Raw genomic sequence first — 25338 nt, forward strand, 5'->3', positions numbered from 1 at the left:
CGATGCTGCGCCTTGCCGAATACCGCTCCAAAGCCTCCTTGCTCGCCGACTTCCTGCCGTGGGCAGCGCTCATCGGGCCGGGCATCATCCTCAACAAGGACGGCAGCCTGCAGCGCACCGCGCGATTTCGCGGGCCGGACCTGGACTCCGCGACGCCGGCGGAGCTCGTCGCCGTCTCAGGAAGGCTGAACAATGCCCTGCGCCGGCTTGGCTCCGGCTGGGCTGTCTTCGTCGAAGCGCAACGACTGCCCGCCCGGGATTATCCGCTCTCGCACTTCCCCGATCCTGTTTCGGCTCTGGTCGATGCTGAGCGGCGGGCACAATTTGAGGAAGCTTCGAGCCATTTCGAGAGCGCCTATTTCCTGACCTTCGTCTGGATGCCGCCGGCGGACGACGCCAGCCGCGCCGGACGCTGGCTCTATGAGGACGCGCCGGACAAGGGTCTGAACCCGCAAGAGCATGTCGCAAGCTTTACCGCGCGCACGGATCGTCTGCTCGACCTGCTGGATGGCTTCATGCCGGAGGCGGCCTGGCTCTCCGACGAGGAGACGCTGACCTATCTCCATTCGACGATTTCAACCCGGCGCCAGCGCGTGCGCATCCCGGAAACGCCGATGCATCTCGATGCGCTCCTGGCCGACAGTGCGCTTGTCGGCGGGTTGGCGCCGAAATTGGGTGATGACCATCTCCGTACGCTGACCATTATCGGTTTCCCGACAGCCACATGGCCAGGCCTGCTCGATGAACTCAACGGCCAGGGCTTCGAATATCGCTGGGCGACCCGCGCTGTCTGCCTCGACAAAGCCGACGCGACCAAGCTCCTCACCCGCATTCGCCGACAGTGGTTCGCCAAGCGCAAATCCATCGCCGCGATCCTGAAGGAGGTGATGACCAACGAAGCCTCGACGTTGCTCGACTCCGACGCTTCGAACAAGGCCGCCGATGCTGACGAAGCCTTGCAGGAGCTCGGCGCGGACATGGCGGGCGCCGCCTATGTCACGGCCACGCTGACGGTCTGGGATGAAGATGAGGCCGTCGCCGAGGCGAAGCTGAAAGCGGCCGAGAAGGTCATACAGGGTCGCGATTTCACCTGCATGCCGGAAACCGTCAACGCGATCGAGGCCTGGCTCGGTTCGCTGCCCGGTCACCTCTACGCCAATGTCCGCCAGCCACCGGTCTCGACCCTCAATCTCGTGCACATGATCCCGATCTCGGCGGTGTGGGCGGGCCCGGCGCGCAACGATCATCTGGACGGCCCGCCGCTGTTCTATGCGGAGACGGAGGGCTCGACCCCGTTTCGCTTTTCACCTCATGTCGGTGATGTCGGCCATACGCTGGTCGTCGGCCCCACCGGCTCGGGCAAGTCGGTGCTGCTGGCGCTAATGGCTCTGCAGTTCCGCCGTTATGCGGGCGCGCAAGTATTTGCCTTCGATTTCGGCGGTTCGATCCGCTGCGCGACGGTTGCCTGCGGCGGCGACTGGCAGGATCTCGCCGGAGCGTTGTCTGAGGACGAGGCAGCGGTCCAGCTTCAGCCGCTCCGCAATATCGACGAGACGAGTGAGCGCGCCTGGGCGCAGGATTGGCTGTCCGGCCTGATCGCGCGCGAAGGCGTCACCGTCGACCCCGTGGCGCGGGATCATCTCTGGTCGGCGCTGACCTCGCTCGCTTCGGCGCCCGTCGAGGAGCGCACGCTGACGGGCCTTTCGGTCTTGTTGCAGTCGACCGCGCTCAAACAGGCGCTGGCGCCATTCTGTCTTGGCGGCCCCTTCGGACGGTTGCTGGACGCCGAGACCGAGGAACTGGGAACAGCCGACTTTCAGGCGTTCGAGACCGAAGGGCTGATCGGATCGGCCGCGACGCCAGCCGTGCTCGCATATCTGTTCCATCGGATCGAGGAGCGCCTCGATGGACGCCCGGGCCTGATCATCGTCGACGAAGGCTGGCTCGCGCTCGATGACGGCACCTTCGGCGGTCAGCTCCGCGAATGGCTGAAGACGCTGAGAAAGAAGAACGCCTCCGTCCTATTCGCCACGCAATCCCTCGCCGATATCGACAATTCCGCTATCGCGCCAGCCATCGTCGAGAGCTGCCCGACCAGGGTTTTTCTGCCGAACGAGCGCGCATTCGAGCCGCAAATAGCCAACATCTATCGCCGCTTCGGTCTCAACGAGCGCCAGATCGAGATCGTCGCGCGGGCCATGCCGAAGCGTGACTATTACTGCCAGTCGCGACGCGGCAATCGGCTCTTCTCGCTCGGTCTCGGCGAGGTGGCGCTGGCTTTCACCGCCGCATCGTCGAAGGCCGACCAGGCCGCCATCACCGACATCCTCGCCGAACACGGGCGGGACGGCTTCGCCGCCGCCTGGCTCACCCGGCTCGGACTTGACTGGGCCGTCGAACTGCTCGGCCCGGTCCCCGATCCAGATCCCTCATCTCAAATCCAGGAGAATACAGATGCGTAAAAAATTCGCCGCCCTCATGATGACCGGCGCCATCGCTTTCGCGCCGGTGCAACCGGCTCATGCACTGTTTGGCTTTGGCGACATCGTGTTCGATCCGTCAAACTATGCCGAGAACGTCCTGACCGCCGCGCGTACGCTCGAACAGATCAACAATCAGATCAAGCAGCTTCAGAACGAAGCGCAGATGTTGATCAATCAGGCGCGCAATCTTGCGAGCCTGCCGCAATCCTCGCTCGCCCAGCTTCAGACCACCATTGCGCGAACCCAGAACCTTCTAAACGAAGCCCAGAACATCGCGTATCAGGTCTCCGAGATCGAGACCGCATTCAACGAACAGTACGGCGAGGCGGCTGCGAGCGGTGAGTTCGCCGATATGATCGCAAGTGCCGAAGCGCGCTGGCACAACTCCGTGGCCGGATATGAGGACGCACTAAAAGTCCAAGCCGGCGTCGTCGACAACATCGAACGGACGCGCTCGGAGCTAAGCAATCTCGTCGCGCAGAGTCAGGGCGCGACGGGCGCCTTGCAGGCCGCGCAGGCCGGTAATCAGCTTCTCGCGCTGCAAAGCCAGCAGATGATGGATTTGACTGCCGCCATCGCCGCGCAGAACCGCGCACAGGCGCTGGACGCGGCTCGCCAAGCCTCCGCCGAGGCTCAGGCCCGCGAGAATCTGAACCGCTTCCTCGACTATGGAAGCGGCTACCGGCCGACCACCGTCACCATGTTCCGGTAGGCCGATGCGCCGCTCCCCCGACCATATTCTTCGGCTCATCGCCTTCGGCCTCGGCGGCCTTGCGGCGCTCTTCGCAGCCGTCGAGTTGGCGACCACTGCCGCACCAGAAGCGCCGGTGGAACCGTCGGCGGGCGATGATCCATTGCAGGAAGACCTGGCGCGGTGCCGGACGATGACCCCGGAAGATATGAACACCGACACGACCTGCCGCGCCGCTTGGGCCGAGCATCGTCGCCGCTTCCTCGGTCTGCCTGCCGACAATACCGAGGAGGAATAGACGATGGAGGGCGTGGGCGTCATCGACCGGTTCCTGCAGGTCTTCACCTCTTACATCGATAGCGGCTTCGGCCTGCTCGGCGGCGACGTCGCGTTCCTCGCAACGACGCTGATCGTGATCGACGTGACGCTCGCCGCGTTGTTCTGGGCCTGGGGCGCCGACGACGACATCCTCGCCCGGCTGATCAAGAAAACGCTCTTCGTCGGCGTCTTCGCCTACATCATCGGCAACTGGAACACGCTCGCCCGCATCGTATTCGAAAGCTTCGCGGGCCTCGGGCTGATCGCTTCGGGCGGCAGCCTGAGCGCCGGTGAACTTCTCCAGCCGGGCCGCATCGCCGAAATCGGGCTCGAAGCTGGCCGCCCCATCCTTGCGTCCATCGCCGACTTGATGGGCTTCGTGTCCTTCTTCGAGAATTTCCTACAGATCGTCATCCTGCTGTTCGCCTGGCTGGTCGTTCTCCTGTCCTTCTTCATTCTGGCGATCCAGCTCTTCGTCACCTTGATCGAGTTCAAGCTGGCGACACTGGCCGGCTTTATCCTCGTGCCCTTCGGTCTTTTCAACAAAACCGCCTTCATGGCCGAGCGGGTGCTGGGGCTGGTGATCTCGTCAGGCGTCAAGGTGCTGGTGCTCGCCGTGATCGTCGGCATCGGTTCGACCATTTTCGGCGAGTTCACCGCAGGCTTCACTGGTGAACCGACCATCGAGGACGCCATGGCGATCGTGCTGGCCGCGCTCTCCATGCTGGCGCTCGGCATTTTCGGCCCCGGCATCGCCAATGGGATCGTCTCCGGTGGTCCGCAACTCGGCGCCGGCGCCGCGGTCGGAACCGGTCTCGCCGCAGGCGGCATGGCAATGGGTGGCGTGGCGGGCACAAAGCTTGCCGCCGGTGCGGCAGGCGCTGGGGCTCGTGGCACCGCGGCGCTGGCCGGCGGGGCATCGACCGCCTACCGCGTGGGCAGTACGGCCGCTGGCGGCGGCGCTGCCGGTGTCGCGGCAGGCATAGCCGGCGTCGGACAGGCCGGTGTCGGTGCCGCGACGAGTCCGCTCCGCCGCTCGATGAGCGAGAGCTACCGGTCCGGTTCGCGCGCCGCCTTCGGGGCCACCGGCGGCAAGTTCCCCAACGCCCCCGAAAGGTCGGCGTCCGCGCCAGGATCATCAAGCGGGCCGCCCGCCTGGGCCCGTCGCATGAAACACCAGCAGACCCTTCACCACGGCGCCGCCACCGCCGCCCATGTCGTTCGCTCCGGCGACCATGGCGGCGGCGGGACCGCTGTCAGCCTTTCGGAGAAATCATGATGTTCCGTCGCCCGAGCGTTCGCTATTCCAAAACCCCCGAACCCGTCACGCCCTATCAGAAAGCCGCCCAGGCCTGGGATGAACGGATCGGTTCGGCGCGCGTCCAGGCCAGAAACTGGCGGCTGATGGCGTTCGGGTGCCTGCTGCTGTCGGCCGGGCTCGGCACAGCCTTGGCCTGGCAATCCACGCAAGGGACGATCACGCCCTATGTCGTCGAAGTGGACCGGCTCGGCGCGGCGCAAGCCGTGGCGCCCGCGACCGCAGACTACCGCCCGACAGACCCGCAGATCGCCTATCATCTGTCGCGCTTCATCGAGAATGTGCGCCAGATCCCCGCCGATCCGATCGTGCTGCGCCAGAACTGGCTGCGCGCCTATGACTTCACCACAGACAGAGGGGCGGTCGCCCTCAACGACTATGCCCGCGTGAACGACCCCTTCGCCAAGGTCGGCGAAACGCAGATCTCGGTCGAGGTCTCTAGCGTCATCCGCGCTTCGGAGAGCAGTTTCCGCATTGCCTGGATCGAGCGCCGTTACACGAACGGGCAACTCGCTGCGACCGAGCGCTGGACCGCCATTCTCACCATCGTCCTGCAACAGCCGCGCGACGCCGAGCGCCTGCGCAAGAACCCGCTCGGCATTTTCGTCAACGCCATCAACTGGTCCCGGGAGACTGCCCAATGACAAGAACACGTCCGCCTCGCAAGGCCTCCATCGCCGTCCTTTTGGCCGCCACCGCCTTGTCGGGATGCGCGACCTTCAAGCCGCCCGAAATCGCCTATGACGAACCTGCTATCGAAGCGACGCTTCTCCCGGAACCGGAACGTCCGGTGCGGATCGTCGAGCGAACCGAACCGCTGCCCCTTCCGGGACAGCTCAAGCCGGTTGATGGCGAAGAGGGAGAGCCGGAGCCCACCGATCCTGCCGAACGCGTGACCGAGGCGAACGCCGCCGCCCGAATGGAGCCGGTGCGCGACGGTTTCATCAATGCTGTCCAGCTCTATCCGTATAGCGCCGGCGCTCTTTATCAGGTCTATGCCTCGCCAGGGCAGATCACCGACATCGCTCTTCAGCCTGGCGAGAAGCTCGTCGGCACCGGTCCGATCGCCGCCGGTGACACGGCCCGCTGGATCATCGGTGACACGCTAAGCGGTTCGGGCGACAGCCAGCGTATCCATATCCTAGTCAAACCAACGCGGCCAGATCTTCAGACAAACCTCGTCATCAATACGGATCGGCGCACCTATCATCTCGAACTGAGGGCAAACCCGTCCGCCTATATGGCGTCGGTCTCCTGGACCTATGCCGAGGACGCGCTGATCGCCCTCAGACGCCGTAACGCCCAGGCTGAGGCTGCTCTGCCGATCGAACGCGACGTTGCGCTCGATTCTCTGCGCTTCCGCTACCGGATCGAAGGTGACCGCGCGCCTTGGCGGCCGCAGCGCGCTTTCGATGACGGGCGGCAGGTCTTCATCGAGTTTCCGCGCGGGATCGGTCAGGGCGAGATGCCGCCGCTTTTTGTCATCGGGCCCGAAGGCGAAGGCCAGCTCGTCAATTACCGCATCCGCCGCAACTACATGATCGTCGACCGGCTCTTCGCCGCCGCGGAGCTGCGCCTTGGCGACGAACAGAAGCGGGTACGGATCGTCCGCACCGATGGCGTGCGGCAGGCCGTAGCTGCACGGCATGCCTCCGGTGGAGGTCCCGAATGAGCGAGAAAACCGAAAAAGGGCCGGAGATCGAGGACGGGAAGGACATCGCTGCGTCGCTGAGACTGCGCGCCGATCCGCCACGTGTCATGCGGCTCTCACGCCGGACGCTCATGGTTCTGGGAACGGCTGGCGGTCTTGGGCTCGGCGCCATCCTGATCGTTGCCCTGCAGGACCGCGAACCAGTCGATGGTCCGCAAGAGCTCTATTCCACAGAGCGCATTCAGGAAGCCGAAGGCCTGTCGCGCCTGCCGGCGGATTACACGGATGTGCCGCCACTCGGGCCGCCGCTGCCTGGCGAACTCGGACGGCCGATCCTGTCGGCCCGGCAGCGCGGCGAGCCGGTCCCCTCGCCAGTTGTCACCACCCCGGCCGCCGACCCGGAAGAACAGCGGCGGGCCCAGGAAATGGAAGCAGCCCGCCTCAGTCAACTCTTCGCCGATGCCAACACCACCGTTCGGGAACCACCGCAAACCACGCAAGGGGCTGCGGCTCCGCCCACCGCCGAGTCATTCTTTCCCGCCGATGCGGCTTCCGCCGCGCCGGACGCGACGGAACGGCGCGAGGCCTTTCTCGATGAACCTGTCGATCGCCGCACGACGAGCACCGACCGGCTTACCGATCCGCCGAGCCCTTATGTTGTCCAAGCAGGCGCGGTTATTCCGGCGGCGCTTGTGACCGGCCTTCGTTCGGATCTTCCCGGCCAGATCACCGCCCAGGTGACGTCTCACGTCTATGACAGCCCGACCGGGCGTTTTCTGCTGATCCCGCAGGGATCGCGCCTCATCGGCGAATATGACAGCCGCGTCGCCTTCGGGCAGAGCCGCGTGCTGCTGACCTGGACGCGGCTGATTCTACCCAACGGCCGCTCCATCGTTCTCGAACGCCAACCCGGCGTCGACGAAGCCGGCTACGCCGGGCTCGAAGACGGCGTCGATCATCACTGGGGCAGCTTATTCATGGCGGCCGGTCTCGCCACCGTCCTGAATATTGGCGTGGAGCTTGGCGCCGATGATGAGAGTGATGTCGCCCGCGCCATTCGCGAGGGGACACAGGATACGGTCGGCCGCGCCGGCGACGAAATTGTCCGCCGTCAGATTTCAATCCCGCCAACCCTGACCGTTCGACCGGGCTTCCCGGTGCGCGTCATGGTCACCCGCGATCTTGTTCTTGAACCCTATCGGAGCTGATCAATGACCAAGCTGAAACTCGGGACAATTCCCGACGACAAACCCGTCAAACTGAACATCGAACTGCCCGCCGACATTCATCGCGATCTCGTTGCCTATGCCGAATTGCTGGCGCGCGAGACGGGGCAGAAGAACGAGCCGGTCAAACTCATTGCACCGATGCTGGCACGGTTCATGTCAACCGATCGCGGATTCGCTAAAGCGCGAAAGGAAGGCACTCATAGGAGTGCATCGCGTGATACAGTTCCCTCAAGAAGCGGCGTCGAATGACATCCGACGTGCCATGCTCAGGAGGCGACGGAGTGCGGGATTGTCGTTTTGAGGAGACCAGACGGCACTGAACGATAGAGCTTCGTTGTCGATAGGACGATAAACGATGCCGGGCATGCTGAAGGCGGTCGTTGCTTCACTTGTAAGCGTTACCCCATGTCCGCCCGCGACAAGAGACAGCAGATTATGGCAGCCGACCCTGAAGCGTCGGATATCTGGATTATGGCCGAGATCGGCGAGCCGTCGTATAAGGTAGTCATGGATTTCCGGGCCGGGCGCTTCTTCGCTGACAATGAAGTGCTCCCCTTGAAGATCGTGCCAGCGGATATCGGGTTTCGCCGTCAGCTTGTGGCCTTCTGGTATTGCGGCGAAGACCCGCTCAGACCAGAGAAGCTCAACATCGCAATCTGCCCACACCCGCATACCCGTGACAAAGGCGAGGTCTAGTTGCAGTCGGCGGATTGCAGCAACATGTTCGACCGCATCACCATCAAAAAAATCAAACTCGATGCCCGTGTGCTCATCGCTGAAGGCACGGAGCAAGTCAGCGAGGAACCCTGAAGCTAAAGAGGAAAGAACTCCGATTCTGATCCGGCCGGTTTCGCCGCGTCCAATCGCGCAAATCTCCCGAACACTGTCTTTGAGCTGCCGGAAGATAATTCGACTTCGTTTCAGGAAGCGTTGCCCCGCAACGGTCAGAGAGACACCGCCCACATGCCGATGAAAGAGTGAAGCGCCCAATTCATCCTCAAGGTCACGAATCGCACGGCTGATCGTCGATTCCTGAACATTGAGAGCAACACTAGCTTTTCGAAAGGTCCCGTGCTCTGCGGCCGCCAAGAAGTAGCGGAGCTGGCGCATGCTGATCGCAACCTCTTTCTGTTCAACACCGTCGACATTGTGCGCCGGGTGCGGACCTGCGGCGCACGATGCCTGAGTGACTGTTAGGCGGGATGAAACGGGCCTTTGGTGTATGGAATTGAACGGCAGCATTGATCAGGGCAAGTTTCGCAGGACTGGCGCAATGTTGACGCTTTGGCAGGTGCGGCTTTCCCTGTCTATTCGGGTGGCCTTATCCTCGACACTGCGATGCAGGCACCGGCAATCATCGTCGTCCTTGCCTTGCAGCACAGTGCCACTCATCGTTTTGACCGACCCTCTATCAAGTGGTTCGCAACGGCTGGCGATCATCAATGTGCGGGCGAGAATGTTGAGCATCACTTATGCCTCCGGTGCTGCCGGTTCCACCCGGCCCTTTCTCAGGCTGGCAAGTGTCAGGCCGTAGATGCACGCCACGACGATCATCAACGCCAAAACCTGATAGGGCGCGATATCATCGCCAAGGAATGGCACGGCGAGAACCATCGTCAGGGCAGGCCATGGCGTGGTGATCGAGCTGGCCAGCGACACGTCGATATGGCGTACGGCGTAGAACCAGACGATCAGCTCAAGGAAGTAGACCAAGCCCATGATCGCCGACATCGTTTGGAAGATTGCACCGACGCCCAAGGGAATTCCTGCCGGCACCACGACAGCCAGAATGACCAGAAGGAAAAGCGTCGAGATCGCAACTCGGAAGAACGTCACCTGCGCGGGCGTGATGGGCGTGTTGCTCAGTTCCTCCTTTATGATGACATGTGCAATGCTCCACAGTAGAGGCACCCCGAGCGAGACTAGGAACCACGGGGAAAGACCCGACATCATGAACGTGCCGCCCGTGCCGAGGTAGTAGAGCGAGCAGATCAACACAGTGGTCAGGGCCAGCTCGACGGCGGTCTTGCGGCGCTTGAGAAATAGGGATTCCCAGAGGATCGCGAACAACGGATAGGCCTGGATCGCGATGGCCGCGTTCGCCGCCCCGGCTTTTTCGACACCGAGGACGTAGAGATAGGTCGAGAGACCGAATAGTGTCCCCGTGAACAGCGCAACGAGGATCATCCGGCCCCGTTCGCGGCGAGATAGATCAAGGCCGAAAATCCCCTTGGTCCCGTTGCGCAGTTCCCCAACGAAAAGAGGTGCTGCGAACACGACCTGCCAGACGGACAGCGCAAAGGCGAAGCTGAGCGCTCCTACATCGGCGGCACGCAGGTTCGAAATGATCGGCATGAGGCCGAGCAGAATGAGGCTGATGAGGGAGAGGGCGATGCCTTTACCGGTTGACGGAGAGAAAAGCGCCATAACGGAGATCCATTAATTGCATTGACCAATACACGAATTGCATTCATGTATGTGTGAGTGCAATAGAAAGATTGATCTGATGGCAATTTGGGTGCCCGACCTGTCGAACCGAGACGGCCCGAAATATCTCCGGATCGTGGAGGCCATGGCGGAAGACATCGCGACGGGCCGATTGCCCGCCGGGACACGCCTTCCGCCGCACCGTGAGCTGGCATATCAGCTCGGCATATCGCCAAACACGACCAGCCGGGCTTACGCCGAGGCCGTGAAACGGGCGCTCCTGAAAGGCGAGGTTGGCCGAGGGACGTTCGTGCGGGCGATCAACGCCGATCCGGCACAAGCCGAACCGGAGACACTGCGCCGCACCGACAGCGGGCCAATTGACCTTTCCCGCAACCTGCCGATGCCGGGGTTTTCCGAGCCGCACATTCGTCGCGTAATGTCAGATATCGCGAGTGACGCAGGTTTGCGGTCCCTGCTGGACTACCAGACCGATACGGACCTCGCGCATCACCGCGAGGCCGGTCAGATGTGGCTTGCGACCTGCGGTGTGGATGCAGACCTCGAATGCGTCGTCCCTGTCGTCGGTGGGCAGCACGGCATTTTGAGCATCTTGATGGCGCTGTTGCAGCCTGGCGATCTGTTGCTGGCCGAGGCTCTGACCTACACGCCGGTTCTCGCCATGGCCGCGCGTCTCGACCTGCAAACGGGGGCCGTCGCGATGGACGCCGAGGGCGTGGTACCGGAGTCGTTCGAGGCATGGTGCCGGGAGGCAAACCCGAAGGCCTTTTATCTGACTCCGACCTTGCAGGCCCCTACGACGATAACGCTATCCGAGGCGCGACGGTTGAGGATCGCGGAAATCGCGGACCGATACGGCATAGTGCTGATCGAAGACGATGTGTTCGGACCGCTCAAGCGCGACAAGTCAGCACCTATCGCGCAAGCTGCACCGGACACGACCATCTACGTGACCAGTCTGTCCAAGACTGTCGCCCCCGGATTGCGGGTGGGCTTCTTGAAGGCCCCTGGAAAGTTTGCGCCCGCGCTGCATCAATCGGTCAACCTGAGCGTCTGGATGACGCCCCCGATGACCTTGGAGGTAGCCAGTCGGTTGATCAAGGACGGCAGGGCGGCCAAGCTCACCGAACATCAGCAGCGCACCGCGATGCACCGCCAGCAGATTGTGCAGCGCGTCCTGGGGGCCGACGCGATCCCGGACGTTTCAGAAGGCTTTCACGTCTGGATGCCGCTGCCGGAGGGATGGCGTGCCGATGTATTCAGCGCGGAGTGCGCGCGCCTGGGCGTTCGGGTCAGTGAGGGTCGCAGCTTTGCGATGAATGTGGGGGATGCACCGGAAGCCATCCGCATTTGCGTCAGTCACGAGCCGAATGAAGACCGCCTTAAACGCGGCCTCGCAATGATATCCAGCGTGTTGCAGCAAAAGCCGAGCGGAACGTCACTGGTGATCTAAACAGCGATTGGCGTAGGTGCAAAAACAGCAGTTCGCTGTGAAAGACTGCTTCGCATACATATGCAATTATGGTGAGCGCTATGACGGAAAGGCTGGCTTTGCTTGATGTTTGACTGTGGGGAAGTGGCGCACCCACCAGGATTCGAACCTGGGGCCTTCGCCTTCGGAGGGCGACGCTCTATCCAGCTGAGCTATGGGTGCTTACCGTATCGCAACTGCTTACGCAGTGCTTACGTGAACTTTTCGCGAGATGAAAGAAAAGAACGAGGGCCTCGCAAATCCTTGTTCTTACTACCTCTTTTCGTCTCCTCTTTGTAGCCTAGCCCCTTGACATCAGCCTTCGGAGGGCAGCGCTCTATCCAGCTGAGCTACGGGTGCTCTTCGCGCGCGCAATGGCTGCGCGGCGGATAGAGGGGTCTGATACAAGATCCGGCGATCCGGGGCAATCGCTTTCTGAAATTTTGGACAAGATATCGGCGGGGTTGTCGGGGCTGGATGAACGCTTGGTTATCTGCGCAGCTGCCGGTGGTTTTTGGGTGCTCGAGCCTGGCTGGTTAGGGAGAAACTGGCCGGACAGAATAGGGCGGGTCGCGTTTGATCCGGGAGCGCGAGGAAAAAATGGCCGCAGAGGTGATAGGGCGGCGGGGTTTGTGCGTAGGAAGGCCAGGACCGGAAAAAACAGAGCCCCATGACCGAGACCAACCACTGCCGTTCGCTTGTACTTGTGCTGGGAGACCAGCTGAGCCTTGACCTGTCCAGCCTGAAGCGGGCCGATCCGGCCCACGACAGGGTGCTGATGGTCGAGGTGATGGCGGAGGCCACCTATGTGCGCCATCACAAGAAGAAGATTGCCTTCCTGTTTTCCGCCATGCGCCACTTCGCCGAAGAGCTGAAGGAAGCCGGCTGGACGGTGGATTACGTCAAGCTGGATGACCCTGCCAACAGCGGCAGCTTCAAGGGCGAGGTGAAGCGGGCCTGCGAACGCCTGCGGCCACAGCGGATGGTGGTTACCGAACCCGGCGAGTGGCGGGTCTTGGAGGACATGCGCTCCTGGTCTGACGCTTTCAGCCTTCCGGTGGAGATCCTTACCGACACGCGGTTCTTCTCAACGCTGGCGGATTTCCGGGCGTGGGCGGACGGACGCAAGCAATTGCGCATGGAATATTTCTACCGCGAGATGCGCCGTTCCACCGGCCTGCTGATGGACGGTGACAAGCCTGCGGGGGGCAAATGGAACTATGATGCGGACAATCGCAAGCCCGCGCAGCCGGACCTGTTCATGCCAGAGCCGAAGCGCTTTGAGCCGGACGCAATCACACAAGAGGTGCTGGACCTGGTCGCCAGTCGATTTTCCGGGCACATGGGCGATCTTGAGCCATTCTGGTTCGCAGTGACCCGCAAGGACGCGGAAGAGGCCTGTGAGCACTTCCTGGTCGACATGCTGGCCGATTTCGGAACCTATCAGGATGCCATGCTGAGCGGCCGGAAGTTTCTGTTCCACTCGGTCCTGTCGGCCTATCTGAATGCCGGCCTGCTGGATGCCAAGGTGCTGTGCCGGAAGGTGGAAGTGGCATGGAAAGAGGACAAGGTTCCGCTCAATGCCGCCGAAGGATTCATCCGGCAGATCCTTGGCTGGCGGGAATATGTGCGCGGCATCTACTGGCTGAAGATGCCGGACTATGTCGACAGCAACGCACTTGGCGCCGACCATCCGTTGCCCGATTTCTACTGGACCGGACAGACACGCATGCGCTGCCTGTCGGAAGCGATCGGCCAGACCTTGGAAGAAGCCTATGCCCACCACATTCAAAGACTGATGGTGACAGGCAATTTCGCCCTGCTGGCGGGCGTCAGGCCGAAGGAAGTGCATGAATGGTATCTGATGGTCTATGCCGACGCCTATGAATGGGTGGAAGCGCCCAATACCATCGGCATGAGCCAGTTCGCCGACGGCGGGCTCCTCGGCTCCAAACCCTATGTATCGAGCGGCAACTATATCGACCGGATGTCGGACTATTGCGGCGCATGCTCTTATGACGTGAAGCAGAAGACCGGGCCGAAGGCCTGTCCGTTCAATGCGCTTTACTGGGACTTTCTGGACCGTAACAAGGAGGTGCTGAAGGGCAATCCACGGCTCGGTCAGCCTTACGCGTCCTGGGCCAGGATGGGGCCGGAAAAACAGCAGCTACTCAAGGAAAGTGCTGCGGACTTCCTGAAACGTCTGCTCGAGGGGGAGGAGGTCTGAAAGTGGCTCGTCCGCGTAAGCAAACGCAGAGGCTATCGAGGGCTGTTTCGAGCCGGTTACGGCGGGATGAGGAATGTTACAAAAAAAACGCGCAGCCGTTAGACTGCGCGAATAAAGTTACTGTGCACGTGGCCCCATCGACCACGGCGGCAACTCTAGCGGCATCTTTCTCGATTGTCATTACCGTAAAATATTTTATTTTTTGATTCACTGTAATGCGACTGATCGTTATTCATACTGAGTCATATATGAAATAATGTGTCGTACAAATTAATTCATTAAATTCAGCGCTTTAAATTTGTCATACAATTTGGAGGCGCCGTTGCGGCAAGGAAATATTGTCTTTCCTGCCGCAAATTTATTGGCAAATTTGCTTATATTCGGAAGAAATTTTCCCGGTTTTGCTGGAAAGTTTTACGCGCGTGATGCCTCTGCGGACAAAGCCGAGCTCTTTTGCTGCCGCCCAGGTCACATCTATAACACGGCCCTTGGCAAAGGGGCCCCGGTCGTTGATACGCACCGTGACGGTCTTTCCGTTTGCAAGATTGGTCACATCCACCAGCGTACCGAAGGGCAGGCTCCTGTGGGCTGCGGTCAGCCGATTGGGATTTGCACGTTCACCACTGGCGGTGGTGCCGCCGAGCTTGTACCAGGACGCTTTCCCGCATTGTTGATAGACGCCCGCCTGAGCACCGCTGACGACACCTGCTGCTGCAAGCAAGGCACCCGCCAAGGCAACGCGCGATAAATGCCGCGCGAAGATAATTCTCTTCATGATAGTCCCCCTGGGGCAAGTGAGCCCGCCCCGATCGATCTTGAACACAGTTTCGTGACGACGCTGGTAACATTCCGTAGCGGCGCCTTTACGTCGTGAGGGTGATCAAAATGTGGCAGTTTTCGGGGCAAATGAGGCGTTAGTATAAAATAAACATAAAATTTTAAATACCTTTGAAAGGGTCGCATTAATTTTTGATTTACTATAAAAATTCTAAGAGTTGTGGGTAGTTTTTCTGTTTCGGTTTTGCCAACTGAACTGTGTTAGTAATTTTTACATAGGAGCGGCGCATGTGTGTATTGATTAGCGCCATTTTAACGGCAATTTGAAAGGGCGGTCTGGTGCAAGTCAGCCATCGGTTCTTAAGCGACCGGCTGGAACAATCCGGTCGTGCGGAAAATAATAATCTTACAGGCTTCCACACGTCCCTGCTGGAGGTTCTTCCCCATGCTGCGGCCTACGTCGCGCAGGATGGCAGCGTCCTTGTTCACAACAAGCAGATGAAGGCGCTTTGCGCCGCAAAAGGTGTCTTTCCGGTGCCGGTCAGCCTGCCGTCGCTTTTGTCGGAAACCAGTTGGCGGCGGTGCGAGGCGGTTCTGTCGGCGGCCTTCAGCGGCGTTCCCGCGCAGGCGAGCGGGGCCATCGTGCTGCAGTCGGGCGAAACCTTCTGCCACCACATGATTTGCACATCCTTTGTCTCCCTCTCGGGCGAGCGCCAGGCCGTCCTGGTGCAGTTCGATCTGGAAGAACACGGCCAGGACGAGATCGTTACCCTGCCAGAGCCGGCCCGAAATGAAATCCGCTCCGCGAAGTCCGCAAGGGATCTCGATCTTCTGGAGCATTTTCCGGACGACGTTCTTGTGTTCGACGGTTCCGAAAGCCCCGACGAAATGGCGGGAAAGCTGCTGAAGCTGATCAACAGCGACTATGAAGTGGACCTCTTGGCCGAAGCCCTGGAAAATCTGGAAGGCGAACTGCCGCAGACCTTCTATATTCCGGAAAACCGAAGCTTCCAGGCAGCAGGTTACGTGGCTGATCGCCAGATGTGCGAAGTACGGCTCGTTCCCATTCCCGGTGCGGTGAAAAGTAAGCCGGGCATCGGTGCCTCCATGGCGGTTATCCGGCGCAATGTCGACTGCCCTCAGGAAACCGCCGAAAACAGGCGCCTGGCGTATCTCGATCCGCTGACGGGCCTGGAGAACCGCCGTGCCTTCACCAAGGCCTTGAAACGCGAACTGACCCGGCTTGCCGCAGAAGATGAAATCGGCCTTGCCGTTCTTTATATCGATCTCGACGAGTTCAAGAAGGTCAATGATCTTGGTGGCCACGACGCGGGTGACGACATGCTCCAGCGTGTCGCGGCTTGCCTGCGCCTGACCTTGGGTGAATTCGGTACAGCCGCCAGGATCGGCGGCGATGAATTTGCCGGCATGGTGCCGGTGGTCAACGAGGAAGCCGCTCTCGATATCGCCGAGGAAATTCTGGCCGGTTTTGACCGTATCCGCCTGGAGGTGGGGGACCGGGTGTTCACCATTGGCGGGTCCATCGGTGTGGCGTTCCTCGACAGCAACGTGAAGCTGCGTGAAGGTGATGCGGCAGCTCTTCTGGGGCTGGCCGACCGGGCATGTTTGCGCGGCAAGCGATTTGGCGGCCGTTCCGTGCAGGTTCATTCGGTGCAGCCGCAGGACTGCGAAGGAGCGGGGGGTGAGCTGGCGGATCTACCCGAGCCGGGAAGTTTCCGTGGCAACGAGCTGACGCTCTACGCGATGCCCATCGTCTGCCTGAAGCGGAACAGGGCCTGCGGTTCTGAAATCCTTCTGCGTCTGCAGGGGGATCGTGCCCGGGGCCTTTCGTCACGTGCCTGGATCTCGGCCGCCGAACGCTCCGGTTTCATTGCACAGGTGGATGCCTGGACGCTGGACAAGGTGCTGGACGCGGCAGAGCGCAATCCCGACCGTACCATCCTGACGATGAACGTCTCGGCTGAATCCGCCCGCGATCCGGTCTTCCGTGATGGGCTCTATCATCGTTTGTCGGTCAATCCGCTGCTGGCATCCAAGCTGTGCCTCGAAATCGCGGAAAAGGATTTTCTGCGGGAGCCAGCGAGCGTTCAGGCGTTTTTCAAGTTCGTGAACGAACTGGGGTGCCAGACCGCCATTGACGACTTTGCCGGACACTGGCCGGTTCTGTCGCGGTTGACCAACCTGCGTGTCGAATGGCTGAAGCTTGAATCGAGCCTCACTCAGCAGGTGGTGGAAGAGCCCGCCAAGGCGGCCATCCTGAACGGGCTGGTACGCGCCGCCCACGAGCTCGGCATCAAGGTGATCGCCAAACATGTGGAAACGGCGGAAGAGGCCAGTCTGCTGAGGGAGCTCGATATCGAGGCGGCACAGGGCTACTTCTTCGGTCGGCCAGAACCCTGGCCCGGCGGTTGAGCGAAACCTGAAACGTAAAAAAAGCGGCGCATAGCGCCGCTTTTTTGTTTGTTTGCCAAGGCCTTAGATGTCGAGGTTGGCCACGGCCAGGGCATTTTCCTGGATGAATTCGCGCCGTGGATCGACTTCGTCTCCCATCAGTTTGGTGAAGATGTCGTCGGCGTCGTCCGCCTCGCGCACCTTCACCTGCAGCAGGGAGCGGACATTCGGGTCGAGCGTCGTTTCCCAGAGCTGTTCCGGGTTCATCTCGCCGAGACCCTTGTAGCGCTGCAGCGAGATACCCTTCTGGCCGGCGGCGTAGATCTGGTTCAGCAAGGCGCGAGGCCCCCGAATTTCCGTCGAGATATCCTTGCGCCGCAAGACGGCGGCCTTGCCGTAGATCTCGTTCAGATGGGCTGCGTGTGCTGCAAGACGGCGTGCGTCCGTGGAGCCAAGCAGGGCAGCGTCAATCGTTGCGGCTTCCTGCACGCCGCGAACCATCCGTTTGAACACAAGGCTGCCGTCGTCCCGCGCTTCGCCGGTCCAGCCCCGTTCGAATTCGTCGGCCAGGATGTCCATCCGGCGGGCGATATAGGCGGCAGCTTCCTCAGCCTTGCCCTGATCGTCCAGGATCTCCGGTGTCAACGCACCCGCAATCGCGGCCTGTTCGACAACATCGCGGTTGTAGCGTGAATGCAACCCGTCGAAGATGTCGGAAATGGTCCGTGCGGTTTCGGCGACGGCACGAAGGTCCTGGCCGGTGCGAACCTCGCCGTTGGCAAGCGTCAGCGAAGCTTCGTCCAGACCCTGTCCGATCAGATAGTCTTCCAGCGCCTTCTGGTCTTTCAGGTACTGTTCGGACTGGCCGCGCTTGACCTTGTAGAGCGGTGGCTGAGCAATATAGATGTAGCCGTTTTCGATCAGCTCCGGCATCTGGCGGAAGAAGAACGTCAGCAGCAGGGTGCGAATGTGCGCGCCGTCCACGTCAGCATCGGTCATGATGATGATCTTGTGATAGCGCAGCTTCTCGACGTTGAATTCTTCCTTGCCGATGCCGGTTCCAAGCGCCGTGATCAGCGTGCCGATTTCGTTCGAGGACAGCATCTTGTCGAAGCGTGCCCGTTCCACGTTGAGGATCTTGCCGCGCAGCGGCAGCACGGCCTGGTTTTCGCGGTGACGGCCCTGTTTGGCCGAGCCACCTGCGGAATCACCCTCCACCAGGAAGAGTTCGGCCTTGGAGGCGTCGCGCTCCTGGCAATCGGCAAGCTTGCCGGGCAGGGAGGCGATGTCGAGGGCCCCCTTGCGGCGCGTCAGCTCGCGTGCCTTGCGGGCGGCTTCACGCGCGGACGCCGCTTCCACCACCTTGGAGACGATCGTCTTGGCCGGCGCGGGGTTTTCCTCAAGCCATTCGCTCAGGATCTGCGAGATCAGGTTTTCGACCACCGGACGCACTTCGGAGGAAACCAGCTTGTCCTTGGTCTGGGACGAGAATTTCGGATCCGGCACCTTGACGGAAAGAACGCAGGTCAGGCCTTCACGGCAGTCATCGCCGGAAAGGTTCACCTTTTCCTTTTTCATCAGTCCGGTTGCTTCCGCATAGCCGGTGACCTGCCTGGTCAGCGCAGCCCGGAAACCGGCAAGGTGAGTACCACCATCGCGCTGCGGAATGTTGTTGGTGAAGCACAGCACATGCTCATGATAGCTGTCGTTCCACCACATGGCGGCTTCGACCGTGATGCCGTCACGCTCGGCCCGCATGTTGATCGGCTCTTCGATCAACGGATGTTTGGCACGGTCCAGATAGCGCACGAACGCTTCCAGGCCACCTTCGTAGAACAGCTCCTCGACCTTGTCCTCAACGCCGCGCTTGTCCGTCAGGATGATGCGGACGCCGGAGTTCAGGAAGGCCAGCTCGCGCAGCCGGTGTTCAAGCGTGCTGAAATCGAACTCGGTCTTGGTGAAGGTTTCCGGTGACGGCAGGAAGGTCACCTCGGTCCCTTTTCTGCCGTTGGCCGGCCCAACCACCTTGAGCGGTGCCTGGGCATCGCCATGGGCGAAGGTCATGGAGTGTTCTTCGCCGTTGCGCCAGATGCGCAGTTCCAGCTTTGTCGACAGTGCATTGACCACGGATACGCCCACGCCGTGCAAACCGCCGGAGACCTTGTAGGAGTTCTGGTCGAACTTACCACCCGCGTGCAGCTGGGTCATGATGACCTCGGCAGCCGACACGCCTTCTTCCGGGTGCAGGTCCGTCGGAATTCCGCGGCCGTTATCGGATACCGTAACCGATCCGTCCGGGTTGAGCGTCACGGTCACATGGTCGGCGTGGCCGGCCAGCGCTTCGTCGATGGCGTTGTCGACCACCTCGTAGACCATGTGGTGCAGACCGGAGCCGTCATCGGTGTCGCCGATATACATGCCGGGCCGCTTGCGCACGGCATCGAGGCCCTTGAGGACCTTGATGCTGTCGGCGCCATATTCGGCACCGCCATTGGTTTCGGGGGTCGGGCTGCTCTCAGGCGTGGACGTGTCGCTCATGCGAATCAATCACCAATCGATTTATCTTTTCCACCCCCGTTATACGGGGTTCCGGCGGGGGTTCAACCACGTGCCGGCCATAGCCAAGCCAGCGAAGGGATTCTGGTGGAAAACCATAAGATTCCGGCGGATTTAAGGGGCCTCGCCTCGCTTCAGCAGGCGGCCCTGGTGCTCTCGGATCTCAAACACTTCGGCATCCGCCGGCAAAGCCTCGAAAAGGGCCTCGTCCGTACCGGTCATGAAGACCTGTCCGCCAAGGGAATCCAGCTTCGAAAACAGGGCAGAACGACGGTCGGGATCGAGATGCGCGGCGACTTCATCAAGCAGCAGGACAGGCGTCATTCCCGACACCTTTGCCGTCAGTTCGGCATGCGCAAGGATAAGGCCTATCAGCAGCGCTTTCTGTTCCCCGGTCGAGGATTGCGAAGCCGGCATCGCCTTGGCTGCGTGATGAACGGTGAGATCGCTCAGGTGCGGTCCGTTGAGCGTGCGCCCGGCGGCCCTGTCGCGGTGTCGACCGTCCTGCAGCATCTGGCGGTAGCGATCCTCCCGGTCGGAGGCGCTCAAACCGGCGGTTTCCGCCTCGAAGGCACCTTCGAGGGAAACCGAAGCATGGGGAAACGGCAGGTCCTGGGCTGCCTGGCCGGCAATCATGCGGCTGAGCAGGTCGACGGTCTCTGCCCTGGCGATGGAGACGGCGGTGCCGAGCTCGGCGACCTGCTGTTCCAGCGCGCTGAGAAAGGCATCGGAGCCGCCCTGATCGAGAAGGCGATTGCGTTGACGAAGGGCGTTTTCGAAGTCGCTGACCCGGCGGCCGTGGGTCGGGTCGATCGCCAGCGTCAGCCGGTCAAGAAAACGGCGACGGTCGGAGCCGGGGCCGGTGAACAGCCCGTCCATTGAAGGCACGAGCCAGAGCACCCGCATGTAGTCCAGAAGACTTTCCGAGCCGCGAACTTCCTCGCCGTCGATACGCACCTTGCGCCCGGAGGTGCCGGCCACCAAGCCTGTGCCGATTTTGGTTTCGAATCCATCCAAGAGAACTGTTGCGGCAACGCTCCAGCTGCCATCGCCGTCCTTGCGCGCAATGTCGGCAAGGGCCGCCCGGCGCAGGCCGCGGCCGGCAGTCAGAAAGGATATGGCTTCCAGAATATTGGTCTTGCCGGCGCCATTGGGGCCGACGAAAGCGACCATCCTGGCCGCCATCGGCAATGTCAGCGTGCTGTAGTTGCGGAAGCCGGTCAGCGACAGACGGGTCAGCCGCGCCGTCCGGTAATCTGTCATGACCCCACTTCCGCTACTGTTTGGGCGTGCCGGCTAGATCAGACCCGCATCGGCATGAGAACGAACAGGCAGTCGTCGACGGTGTTGTCCTGAATGAGGGTCGGCGAGCCGCTGTCCGCCAGACGGAACAGGGCCGTATCGCTCGACAGCTGGTTGGCAATGTCGAGCAGGTAGCGGGAGTTGAAACCGATTTCCAACGGATCGGCATCATATTCGACGGCAAGTTCTTCCGTCGCGCTGCCCGAATCCGGGTTGTTCACGGTCAGCACCAGGCGACCTTCGGTCAGCGACAGCTTGACGGCACGGCCACGTTCGGAAGAGATCGTCGACACGCGGTCGACAGCTTCCTTGAACTCGTCCCGGTCGACGCGCATTTCCTTGTCGTTGTTCTGCGGGATCACCCGGCCGTAGTCCGGGAAGGTGCCGTCAATCAGCTTGGACGTCAGGATGACGGAGCCGGTCGTGAGGCGGATCTTGGTATCGGAAAGCTCGACCTGGACATTGGCTTCCGGGTTCTCGAGCAGTTTCTGGATCTCGCCAACGGTCTTGCGCGGCACGATGATGCCCGGCATGCCGGCCGAACCGGAAGGCGCCGGCACTTCTGCCTGGGCCAGACGGTGGCCATCTGTGGCAACAGCGCGGAACTGGAGACCGGAGCCCGCGTCTACCGTGTGCAGGTAGATACCGTTCAGATAGTAACGGGTCTCTTCGGTCGAAATCGCGAACTGGGTCGCGTCGATCAGCTTGCGGATATCGGCGCCTGTCAGTGCGAAACCGTGACTGAAGTCGCCCGCGGTCAGGTCCGGGAAGTCGGTTTCCGGCAGCATCTGCAGGGTGAACTTCGAGCGACCGGCACGGATTTCCAGCGTGGCGTTGTCGCTGGTGGTTTCCAGAACCACCTGCGAGCCTTCCGGCAGCTTGCGAACTATGTCGTAGAACATGTGTGCCGGAACGGTGGTCGCACCCGGCAATTCAATCATGGCCGGAACGCTTTCGACGATTTCCAGATCGAGGTCCGTTGCCTTCAGGTTGATCGCGCCGCCATCGGCGCGCAGAAGAACGTTCGACAGGATCGGAATGGTATTCCGGCGTTCGACCACGCGGTGAACATGGGTCAAGGACTTGAGGAGGTCGGTCCGCTCGAGGGTCGCTTTCATACTCTCGTTCCGTACTCATGAAGCGCCTGGCTGAACTGCCGGGCTGATTGAATATTCTTGGCTCCGGTGTGGAGCGGGGTGGACGACACTGCCCTTAACCGGCTCCAAAAGCAAGGGGGCGTTCTGCCCGAACGCCCCCAATTTTGGTAGAATATCGTGTATTTTAACCTTGGTTTAGCGCGATCCGGGATCAGGCTGGCGGATGCCCGTATGAATTCAGGCAGGCATCCGCAAAAGGCCCGTTTCCGAAGCTTGCCGCCTCAGGCGTCAAGCATGCGCTTGAGCAGTTCCAGCTCCTGCGCCAGGGCATAGTCGGCACGCGCCATTTCCTCGATCTTGCGGACAGCGTGCAGAACCGTTGTGTGGTCCCGGTTGCCGAACCGGCGACCGATTTCCGGCAGCGAGCGCGGGGTCATCACCTTGGCAAGATACATGGCGATCTGGCGCGGGCGAACGATGGTCCGGGTACGCCGGGCCGACAGCAGATCCGCCTTGGTGACATTGTAGTGTTTGGAGACCACCCGCTGGATGTCCTCGATCTTCACCCGGCGCGGCTCGCTGGAGCGAACCAGGTCGCGCAGGGTCATCTCGGCCATTTCCTGCGTGATCGGCTGGTTGGTCAGCTGGTTGTGCGCGATCAGCCGGTTGAGCGCGCCTTCAAGGTCGCGGCCCGAGGAGGCAACATGGCGCGCGACGTAATCCAACACACCTTCCGGAACGTCGAACTGCGGGTAGGTCTTGCGGGCCGTATCGACGCGCGTGGCCAGGATGTTCCGGCGCAGTGCGAAATCCGGTTCCTGAATGCCGACCACCAGGCCGCCGGACAGGCGTGAGCGGACACGGTCATCGAGAGTATCAAGTTCGGACGGTGCGCGGTCTGCGGCCACGATCACCTGGCGGGCCCCGTCGATGAGGGCGTTGAGGGTGTGGCAGAACTCCTGCTGCACCTGCTTGCCGTGCAGGAACTGCATGTCGTCGATCAGCAGAAGATCGATCGTGCGCAGGTTCTCCTTGAAGGCCAGTGCGGACTGGGACTTCAGGGCGGCAACGAATTTGTACATGAAGTGCTCGGCCGTCAGGTAGAGCACCTTGCGACCGGACGCCCGTGCCTTTGCGGCCACGGCTTGCATCAGGTGGGTCTTGCCCAGACCGACGGAGGCATGCAGGTAAAGCGGATTGAATGTGACCGCGCCGCCGGCAGCAACCTGCCGGGCCGCAGCCAGGGCCAGATTGTTGGACTCGCCTTCGACAAAGGTCTCGAATGTGTATTTCGGATCGAGCGCCGCACCTTGCAGGACGTCACGAGCGTTGTCCGAGCTGGTCTCGCCTCGGCCGAGAGCCGCGGTTGCCGCCTGGGCCCGGGTTACCTGTGCCGCGTCGGAAAGTGCGTCGGAACGGGTTTCTGCAGCCGCCGGCTTGCTGCCCTGGGGGGCTGCGAGGCTTGGCTTGGCAATCGGGGTCTGACGTGGGCGGATTGCGCCGCGTACCGTCAGTTCGATGCGGTGAACGTTGTCACATTCACGCTGCCAGAGACCCATCAGCTGATCGTTGTAATTGTTCTGAATCCACTGCTTCAAAAACCGGGTCGGAACAGACAGACGAACGGTGCCGTCCTGATGTTCCTCGAGGTCTACACGTGCAAACCAGCTGGTAAAAACATCATCGCCCAATTCTGCGCGAAGCTGCTTCTTCACCCGTTTCCACTGTTCGGAGCCGCCTGCCTCCTGAACCTGCATGTCATCTGCCTCCTGTAAATGTGAAGAACAGTCCGCCACAGCCGTTCTTCGACGCCTTGCTGCTTTTGCAGCATTATAATGTCCCTTTTGGGACGGTTATTTATATGGCGAAGGAAAATCTCCCTTCACCTGACCCTGTCGATGGGCAGGGTAACTAACTTTGAATCCAGGGCAATCCGGCGGCCTTCCAGCCGGACTGGGTCCCACGGTGGCCATCCGGGCCGAGTGGGCCCTCGAAACCATCGGAGATATTGAAGCACTGCGTAAAGCCGGCCTGCGTCAGGGCGATCGCAGCTGCCTGGCTCCGTGCTCCGGAGCGGCACAAGAAATAGATTGGCGCGTTCCGGTCAAGTCCTTTTTTGACGAGAACATCAGAAACCGATTCCGCGAATGCCGGATTGGGTCCGGTCGACGGAAAGCTCTGCCATTCGGCCAGGATCGGCTCCTTGCCGAGCGGACGAAGGTCCGGCACCCCGACAAAGGACCATTCAGCCTGTGTGCGTACGTCGACAAGAGTTGCTTCCTGCTGCTCGGCAAGACCGTCAAAGGCCTCCTGCGCAGTCACATTTCCTGCATATCCACCCTGAAATTGCAAAGCCGCCCCCTTCAATAGCGTGACGCTATTGATCAAAAGTATTCTTCAAGATTTTCTTGAGAAAGAAGTAGGTTACTTCAGGCTAAATGCCCGAGTGTTCGAATACTCTAACGTATTCATTCCGTGAACTGGATTTGATGTGCTCAGCGATGGTCCGGTTTAACTTTTTCATTGTTTTCCAAGCACCGTCTTTAAGTTGGTCGCTGGTCTTACCCGCCAGCCGTATTGTTAATATACAGACCGCGACCGAAGGGGCAACAGCGGGTTTTTGCGAATGGCGGAAAGTGCCGGTTTCTCCCCCCGCGTCACTGTGTTTTTGGCCCCTGCTGGCGAGCGAGCAAATGTGTTTTGCCGCAATGACTTTTCGCTCTGAAGCGCCCTGTCACATTTCAAAAACAACAATTTCAAAAAAAATTTCGGAACTGATAGCTTGACTCGTATCGAATCCGGATTGATCGCCTTCTCTCAATGGTACATGTGCGTAAATATCTGAAAAATAAACGTTTTTCCTGACACTATTATACTCGGTAGAAATTGCAATATTGCGCGTATGAGTTGTCAAATTTCGTCATCCACAAAATTGCGTGGCTAAAAAAAACCCGGCACTGTGGCCGGGTCTTTTTAACGGTCGTATGACGGGTCGGTTACGCGCTGAGTGCCTTGATACGGGCATTGAGGCGGGAAACCTTCCGGGAGGCCGTGTTGGCATGCATCGTGCCTTTGCCGGCAGCGCGCATGATTTCCGGCTGCGCAACCTTGAAGGCTTCGTTTGCAGCGGCCTGATCGCCGGAAGCAATTGCTTCCTCAACCTTGCGCAGGAACGTGCGCACGCGGCTGCGACGGTCTTTGTTCGTGGCCGTCCGGCGGGCAATCTTGCGGGCCGCCTTCTTGGCCGATGGTGTGTTGGCCATGGGCTCTATCCTGATCGGTAATTGGGACTAGTGTCCGGTGGCGATCGGGACAAGGGAGCCAAAGCTGCAAGACCCGATCAAAAAACAACGGCGGC

General features: G+C 60.9%; 21 protein-coding genes and 1 tRNA gene. 11 read left to right on the plus strand and 11 right to left on the minus strand.

The window, feature by feature from the left end; genetic code table 11:
- Positions 1 to 2: 2 nt before the first annotated feature.
- Genes trbE through J7447_RS16560 form a run of 8 tightly spaced genes read left to right on the plus strand, consistent with a single transcriptional unit; the run spans position 3 to position 7939 of the window.
- Entirely contained in the window at positions 3 to 2462 is a 2460-nt protein-coding gene (gene trbE / locus J7447_RS16525; protein WP_209170277.1) for a conjugal transfer protein TrbE, read from the plus strand.
- Positions 2455 to 3195 (plus strand): P-type conjugative transfer protein TrbJ, encoded by a 741-nt coding sequence (gene trbJ, locus J7447_RS16530; RefSeq protein ID WP_209170278.1) that lies wholly within the window; start codon positions 2455 to 2457, stop codon positions 3193 to 3195. Before trbE ends, trbJ begins: the two co-directional genes overlap by 8 nt.
- Before the next feature lie 4 nt (positions 3196 to 3199).
- Entirely contained in the window at positions 3200 to 3472 is a 273-nt protein-coding gene (gene trbK-alt, locus J7447_RS16535; RefSeq protein WP_209170279.1) for a putative entry exclusion protein TrbK-alt, read from the plus strand.
- Between the two features lie 3 nt (positions 3473 to 3475).
- Positions 3476 to 4771 carry a P-type conjugative transfer protein TrbL gene (trbL, locus tag J7447_RS16540; protein ID WP_209170280.1) on the plus strand — a complete coding sequence of 432 codons (1296 nt, stop codon included), beginning with the start codon at positions 3476 to 3478 and terminating at the stop codon, positions 4769 to 4771.
- A complete protein-coding gene (trbF, locus tag J7447_RS16545; RefSeq protein ID WP_209170654.1) occupies positions 4771 to 5454 on the plus strand; it encodes a conjugal transfer protein TrbF in 684 nt (227 codons plus the stop codon). The genes trbL and trbF overlap by 1 nt, the downstream gene beginning before the upstream one ends.
- Entirely contained in the window at positions 5451 to 6482 is a 1032-nt protein-coding gene (gene trbG, locus J7447_RS16550; protein ID WP_209170281.1) for a P-type conjugative transfer protein TrbG, read from the plus strand. Before trbF ends, trbG begins: the two co-directional genes overlap by 4 nt.
- A complete protein-coding gene (locus tag J7447_RS16555) occupies positions 6479 to 7669 on the plus strand; it encodes a TrbI/VirB10 family protein (protein ID WP_209170282.1) in 1191 nt (396 codons plus the stop codon). Before trbG ends, J7447_RS16555 begins: the two co-directional genes overlap by 4 nt.
- Positions 7670 to 7672: 3 nt before the next feature.
- On the plus strand, positions 7673 to 7939 hold the full coding sequence (locus J7447_RS16560; protein ID WP_209170283.1) for a DUF2274 domain-containing protein: 267 nt from the start codon (positions 7673 to 7675) through the stop codon (positions 7937 to 7939).
- Here J7447_RS16560 and J7447_RS16565 read toward each other — a convergent pair.
- The 3 genes from J7447_RS16565 to J7447_RS16575 are packed head-to-tail and all read right to left on the minus strand — an operon-like array spanning position 7919 to position 10117.
- Complete coding sequence (locus tag J7447_RS16565; RefSeq protein ID WP_286189215.1) at positions 7919 to 8932, minus strand: LysR family transcriptional regulator; 1014 nt, start codon at positions 8930 to 8932, stop codon at positions 7919 to 7921. The two genes, J7447_RS16560 and J7447_RS16565, sit on opposite strands and share 21 nt — an antisense overlap.
- A 3-nt stretch (positions 8933 to 8935) precedes the next feature.
- Entirely contained in the window at positions 8936 to 9157 is a 222-nt protein-coding gene (locus J7447_RS16570; protein WP_209170284.1) for a hypothetical protein, read from the minus strand.
- Between the two features lie 3 nt (positions 9158 to 9160).
- A complete protein-coding gene (locus J7447_RS16575) occupies positions 9161 to 10117 on the minus strand; it encodes an EamA family transporter (RefSeq protein WP_209170285.1) in 957 nt (318 codons plus the stop codon).
- A 79-nt stretch (positions 10118 to 10196) separates the two neighbouring features.
- On the opposite strand from J7447_RS16575, the gene J7447_RS16580 reads away from it, so the two are divergent.
- Positions 10197 to 11591 (plus strand): PLP-dependent aminotransferase family protein, encoded by a 1395-nt coding sequence (locus tag J7447_RS16580; RefSeq protein WP_209170286.1) that lies wholly within the window; start codon positions 10197 to 10199, stop codon positions 11589 to 11591.
- Positions 11592 to 11715: 124 nt separating this feature from the next.
- Here J7447_RS16580 and J7447_RS16585 read toward each other — a convergent pair.
- A tRNA-Arg gene (locus tag J7447_RS16585) sits at positions 11716 to 11792 on the minus strand.
- A 487-nt stretch (positions 11793 to 12279) separates the two neighbouring features.
- Here J7447_RS16585 and J7447_RS16590 point away from each other — a divergent pair.
- Entirely contained in the window at positions 12280 to 13836 is a 1557-nt protein-coding gene (locus J7447_RS16590; RefSeq protein ID WP_209170287.1) for a cryptochrome/photolyase family protein, read from the plus strand.
- A 358-nt stretch (positions 13837 to 14194) separates the two neighbouring features.
- Here J7447_RS16590 and J7447_RS16595 read toward each other — a convergent pair whose 3' ends face one another.
- Positions 14195 to 14611: a septal ring lytic transglycosylase RlpA family protein gene (locus J7447_RS16595; RefSeq protein WP_209170288.1), complete on the minus strand. Its 417-nt coding sequence runs from the start codon at positions 14609 to 14611 to the stop codon at positions 14195 to 14197.
- Between the two features lie 341 nt (positions 14612 to 14952).
- Here J7447_RS16595 and J7447_RS16600 point away from each other — a divergent pair, with 341 nt between their 5' ends.
- Entirely contained in the window at positions 14953 to 17046 is a 2094-nt protein-coding gene (locus J7447_RS16600; protein WP_209170289.1) for a GGDEF and EAL domain-containing protein, read from the plus strand.
- Positions 17047 to 17109: 63 nt separating this feature from the next.
- Here the strand turns inward: J7447_RS16600 and gyrB are convergent, their stop codons facing one another.
- The 6 genes from gyrB to rpsT all read right to left on the minus strand — a co-directional run bounded on the left by gyrB (position 17110) and on the right by rpsT (position 25243).
- Positions 17110 to 19563, minus strand: a complete 2454-nt coding sequence (gene gyrB, locus J7447_RS16605) for a DNA topoisomerase (ATP-hydrolyzing) subunit B (protein ID WP_168686551.1) — start codon at positions 19561 to 19563, stop codon at positions 17110 to 17112.
- A gap of 132 nt (positions 19564 to 19695) precedes the next feature.
- A complete protein-coding gene (gene recF, locus J7447_RS16610; RefSeq protein WP_206908538.1) occupies positions 19696 to 20844 on the minus strand; it encodes a DNA replication/repair protein RecF in 1149 nt (382 codons plus the stop codon).
- 38 nt (positions 20845 to 20882) lie between these two features.
- Positions 20883 to 22001 carry a DNA polymerase III subunit beta gene (gene dnaN / locus J7447_RS16615; protein WP_022999149.1) on the minus strand — a complete coding sequence of 373 codons (1119 nt, stop codon included), beginning with the start codon at positions 21999 to 22001 and terminating at the stop codon, positions 20883 to 20885.
- A 260-nt stretch (positions 22002 to 22261) separates the two neighbouring features.
- Positions 22262 to 23737 carry a chromosomal replication initiator protein DnaA gene (gene dnaA / locus J7447_RS16620; RefSeq protein ID WP_022999148.1) on the minus strand — a complete coding sequence of 492 codons (1476 nt, stop codon included), beginning with the start codon at positions 23735 to 23737 and terminating at the stop codon, positions 22262 to 22264.
- A 154-nt stretch (positions 23738 to 23891) separates the two neighbouring features.
- Positions 23892 to 24302, minus strand: a complete 411-nt coding sequence (locus tag J7447_RS16625) for a rhodanese-like domain-containing protein (protein WP_152504881.1) — start codon at positions 24300 to 24302, stop codon at positions 23892 to 23894.
- A gap of 674 nt (positions 24303 to 24976) precedes the next feature.
- On the minus strand, positions 24977 to 25243 hold the full coding sequence (gene rpsT / locus J7447_RS16630; protein WP_022999146.1) for a 30S ribosomal protein S20: 267 nt from the start codon (positions 25241 to 25243) through the stop codon (positions 24977 to 24979).
- Positions 25244 to 25338: the final 95 nt, after the last annotated feature.

It is taken from the genome of Labrenzia sp. R5_0 (assembly GCF_017743835.1).
GTDB classification, from domain to species: Bacteria; Pseudomonadota; Alphaproteobacteria; order Rhizobiales; family Stappiaceae; genus Roseibium; species Roseibium algicola.

What these genes read in the sequence shown, in the direction of transcription:
- trbE (WP_209170277.1), top strand. Translation starts at nt 3, where the DNA reads ATGCTGCGCCTTGCCGAATACCGCTCCAAAGCCTCCTTGCTCGCCGAC.
- trbJ (WP_209170278.1), top strand. Translation starts at nt 2,455, where the DNA reads ATGCGTAAAAAATTCGCCGCCCTCATGATGACCGGCGCCATCGCTTTC.
- trbK-alt (WP_209170279.1), top strand. Translation starts at nt 3,200, where the DNA reads ATGCGCCGCTCCCCCGACCATATTCTTCGGCTCATCGCCTTCGGCCTC.
- trbL (WP_209170280.1), top strand. Translation starts at nt 3,476, where the DNA reads ATGGAGGGCGTGGGCGTCATCGACCGGTTCCTGCAGGTCTTCACCTCT.
- trbF (WP_209170654.1), top strand. Translation starts at nt 4,771, where the DNA reads ATGTTCCGTCGCCCGAGCGTTCGCTATTCCAAAACCCCCGAACCCGTC.
- trbG (WP_209170281.1), top strand. Translation starts at nt 5,451, where the DNA reads ATGACAAGAACACGTCCGCCTCGCAAGGCCTCCATCGCCGTCCTTTTG.
- J7447_RS16555 (WP_209170282.1), top strand. Translation starts at nt 6,479, where the DNA reads ATGAGCGAGAAAACCGAAAAAGGGCCGGAGATCGAGGACGGGAAGGAC.
- J7447_RS16560 (WP_209170283.1), top strand. Translation starts at nt 7,673, where the DNA reads ATGACCAAGCTGAAACTCGGGACAATTCCCGACGACAAACCCGTCAAA.
- J7447_RS16565 (WP_286189215.1), bottom strand. Translation starts at nt 8,932, where the DNA reads ATGCTGCCGTTCAATTCCATACACCAAAGGCCCGTTTCATCCCGCCTA.
- J7447_RS16570 (WP_209170284.1), bottom strand. Translation starts at nt 9,157, where the DNA reads ATGCTCAACATTCTCGCCCGCACATTGATGATCGCCAGCCGTTGCGAA.
- J7447_RS16575 (WP_209170285.1), bottom strand. Translation starts at nt 10,117, where the DNA reads ATGGCGCTTTTCTCTCCGTCAACCGGTAAAGGCATCGCCCTCTCCCTC.
- J7447_RS16580 (WP_209170286.1), top strand. Translation starts at nt 10,197, where the DNA reads ATGGCAATTTGGGTGCCCGACCTGTCGAACCGAGACGGCCCGAAATAT.
- J7447_RS16590 (WP_209170287.1), top strand. Translation starts at nt 12,280, where the DNA reads ATGACCGAGACCAACCACTGCCGTTCGCTTGTACTTGTGCTGGGAGAC.
- J7447_RS16595 (WP_209170288.1), bottom strand. Translation starts at nt 14,611, where the DNA reads ATGAAGAGAATTATCTTCGCGCGGCATTTATCGCGCGTTGCCTTGGCG.
- gyrB (WP_168686551.1), bottom strand. Translation starts at nt 19,563, where the DNA reads ATGAGCGACACGTCCACGCCTGAGAGCAGCCCGACCCCCGAAACCAAT.
- recF (WP_206908538.1), bottom strand. Translation starts at nt 20,844, where the DNA reads ATGACAGATTACCGGACGGCGCGGCTGACCCGTCTGTCGCTGACCGGC.
- dnaN (WP_022999149.1), bottom strand. Translation starts at nt 22,001, where the DNA reads ATGAAAGCGACCCTCGAGCGGACCGACCTCCTCAAGTCCTTGACCCAT.
- dnaA (WP_022999148.1), bottom strand. Translation starts at nt 23,737, where the DNA reads ATGCAGGTTCAGGAGGCAGGCGGCTCCGAACAGTGGAAACGGGTGAAG.
- rpsT (WP_022999146.1), bottom strand. Translation starts at nt 25,243, where the DNA reads ATGGCCAACACACCATCGGCCAAGAAGGCGGCCCGCAAGATTGCCCGC.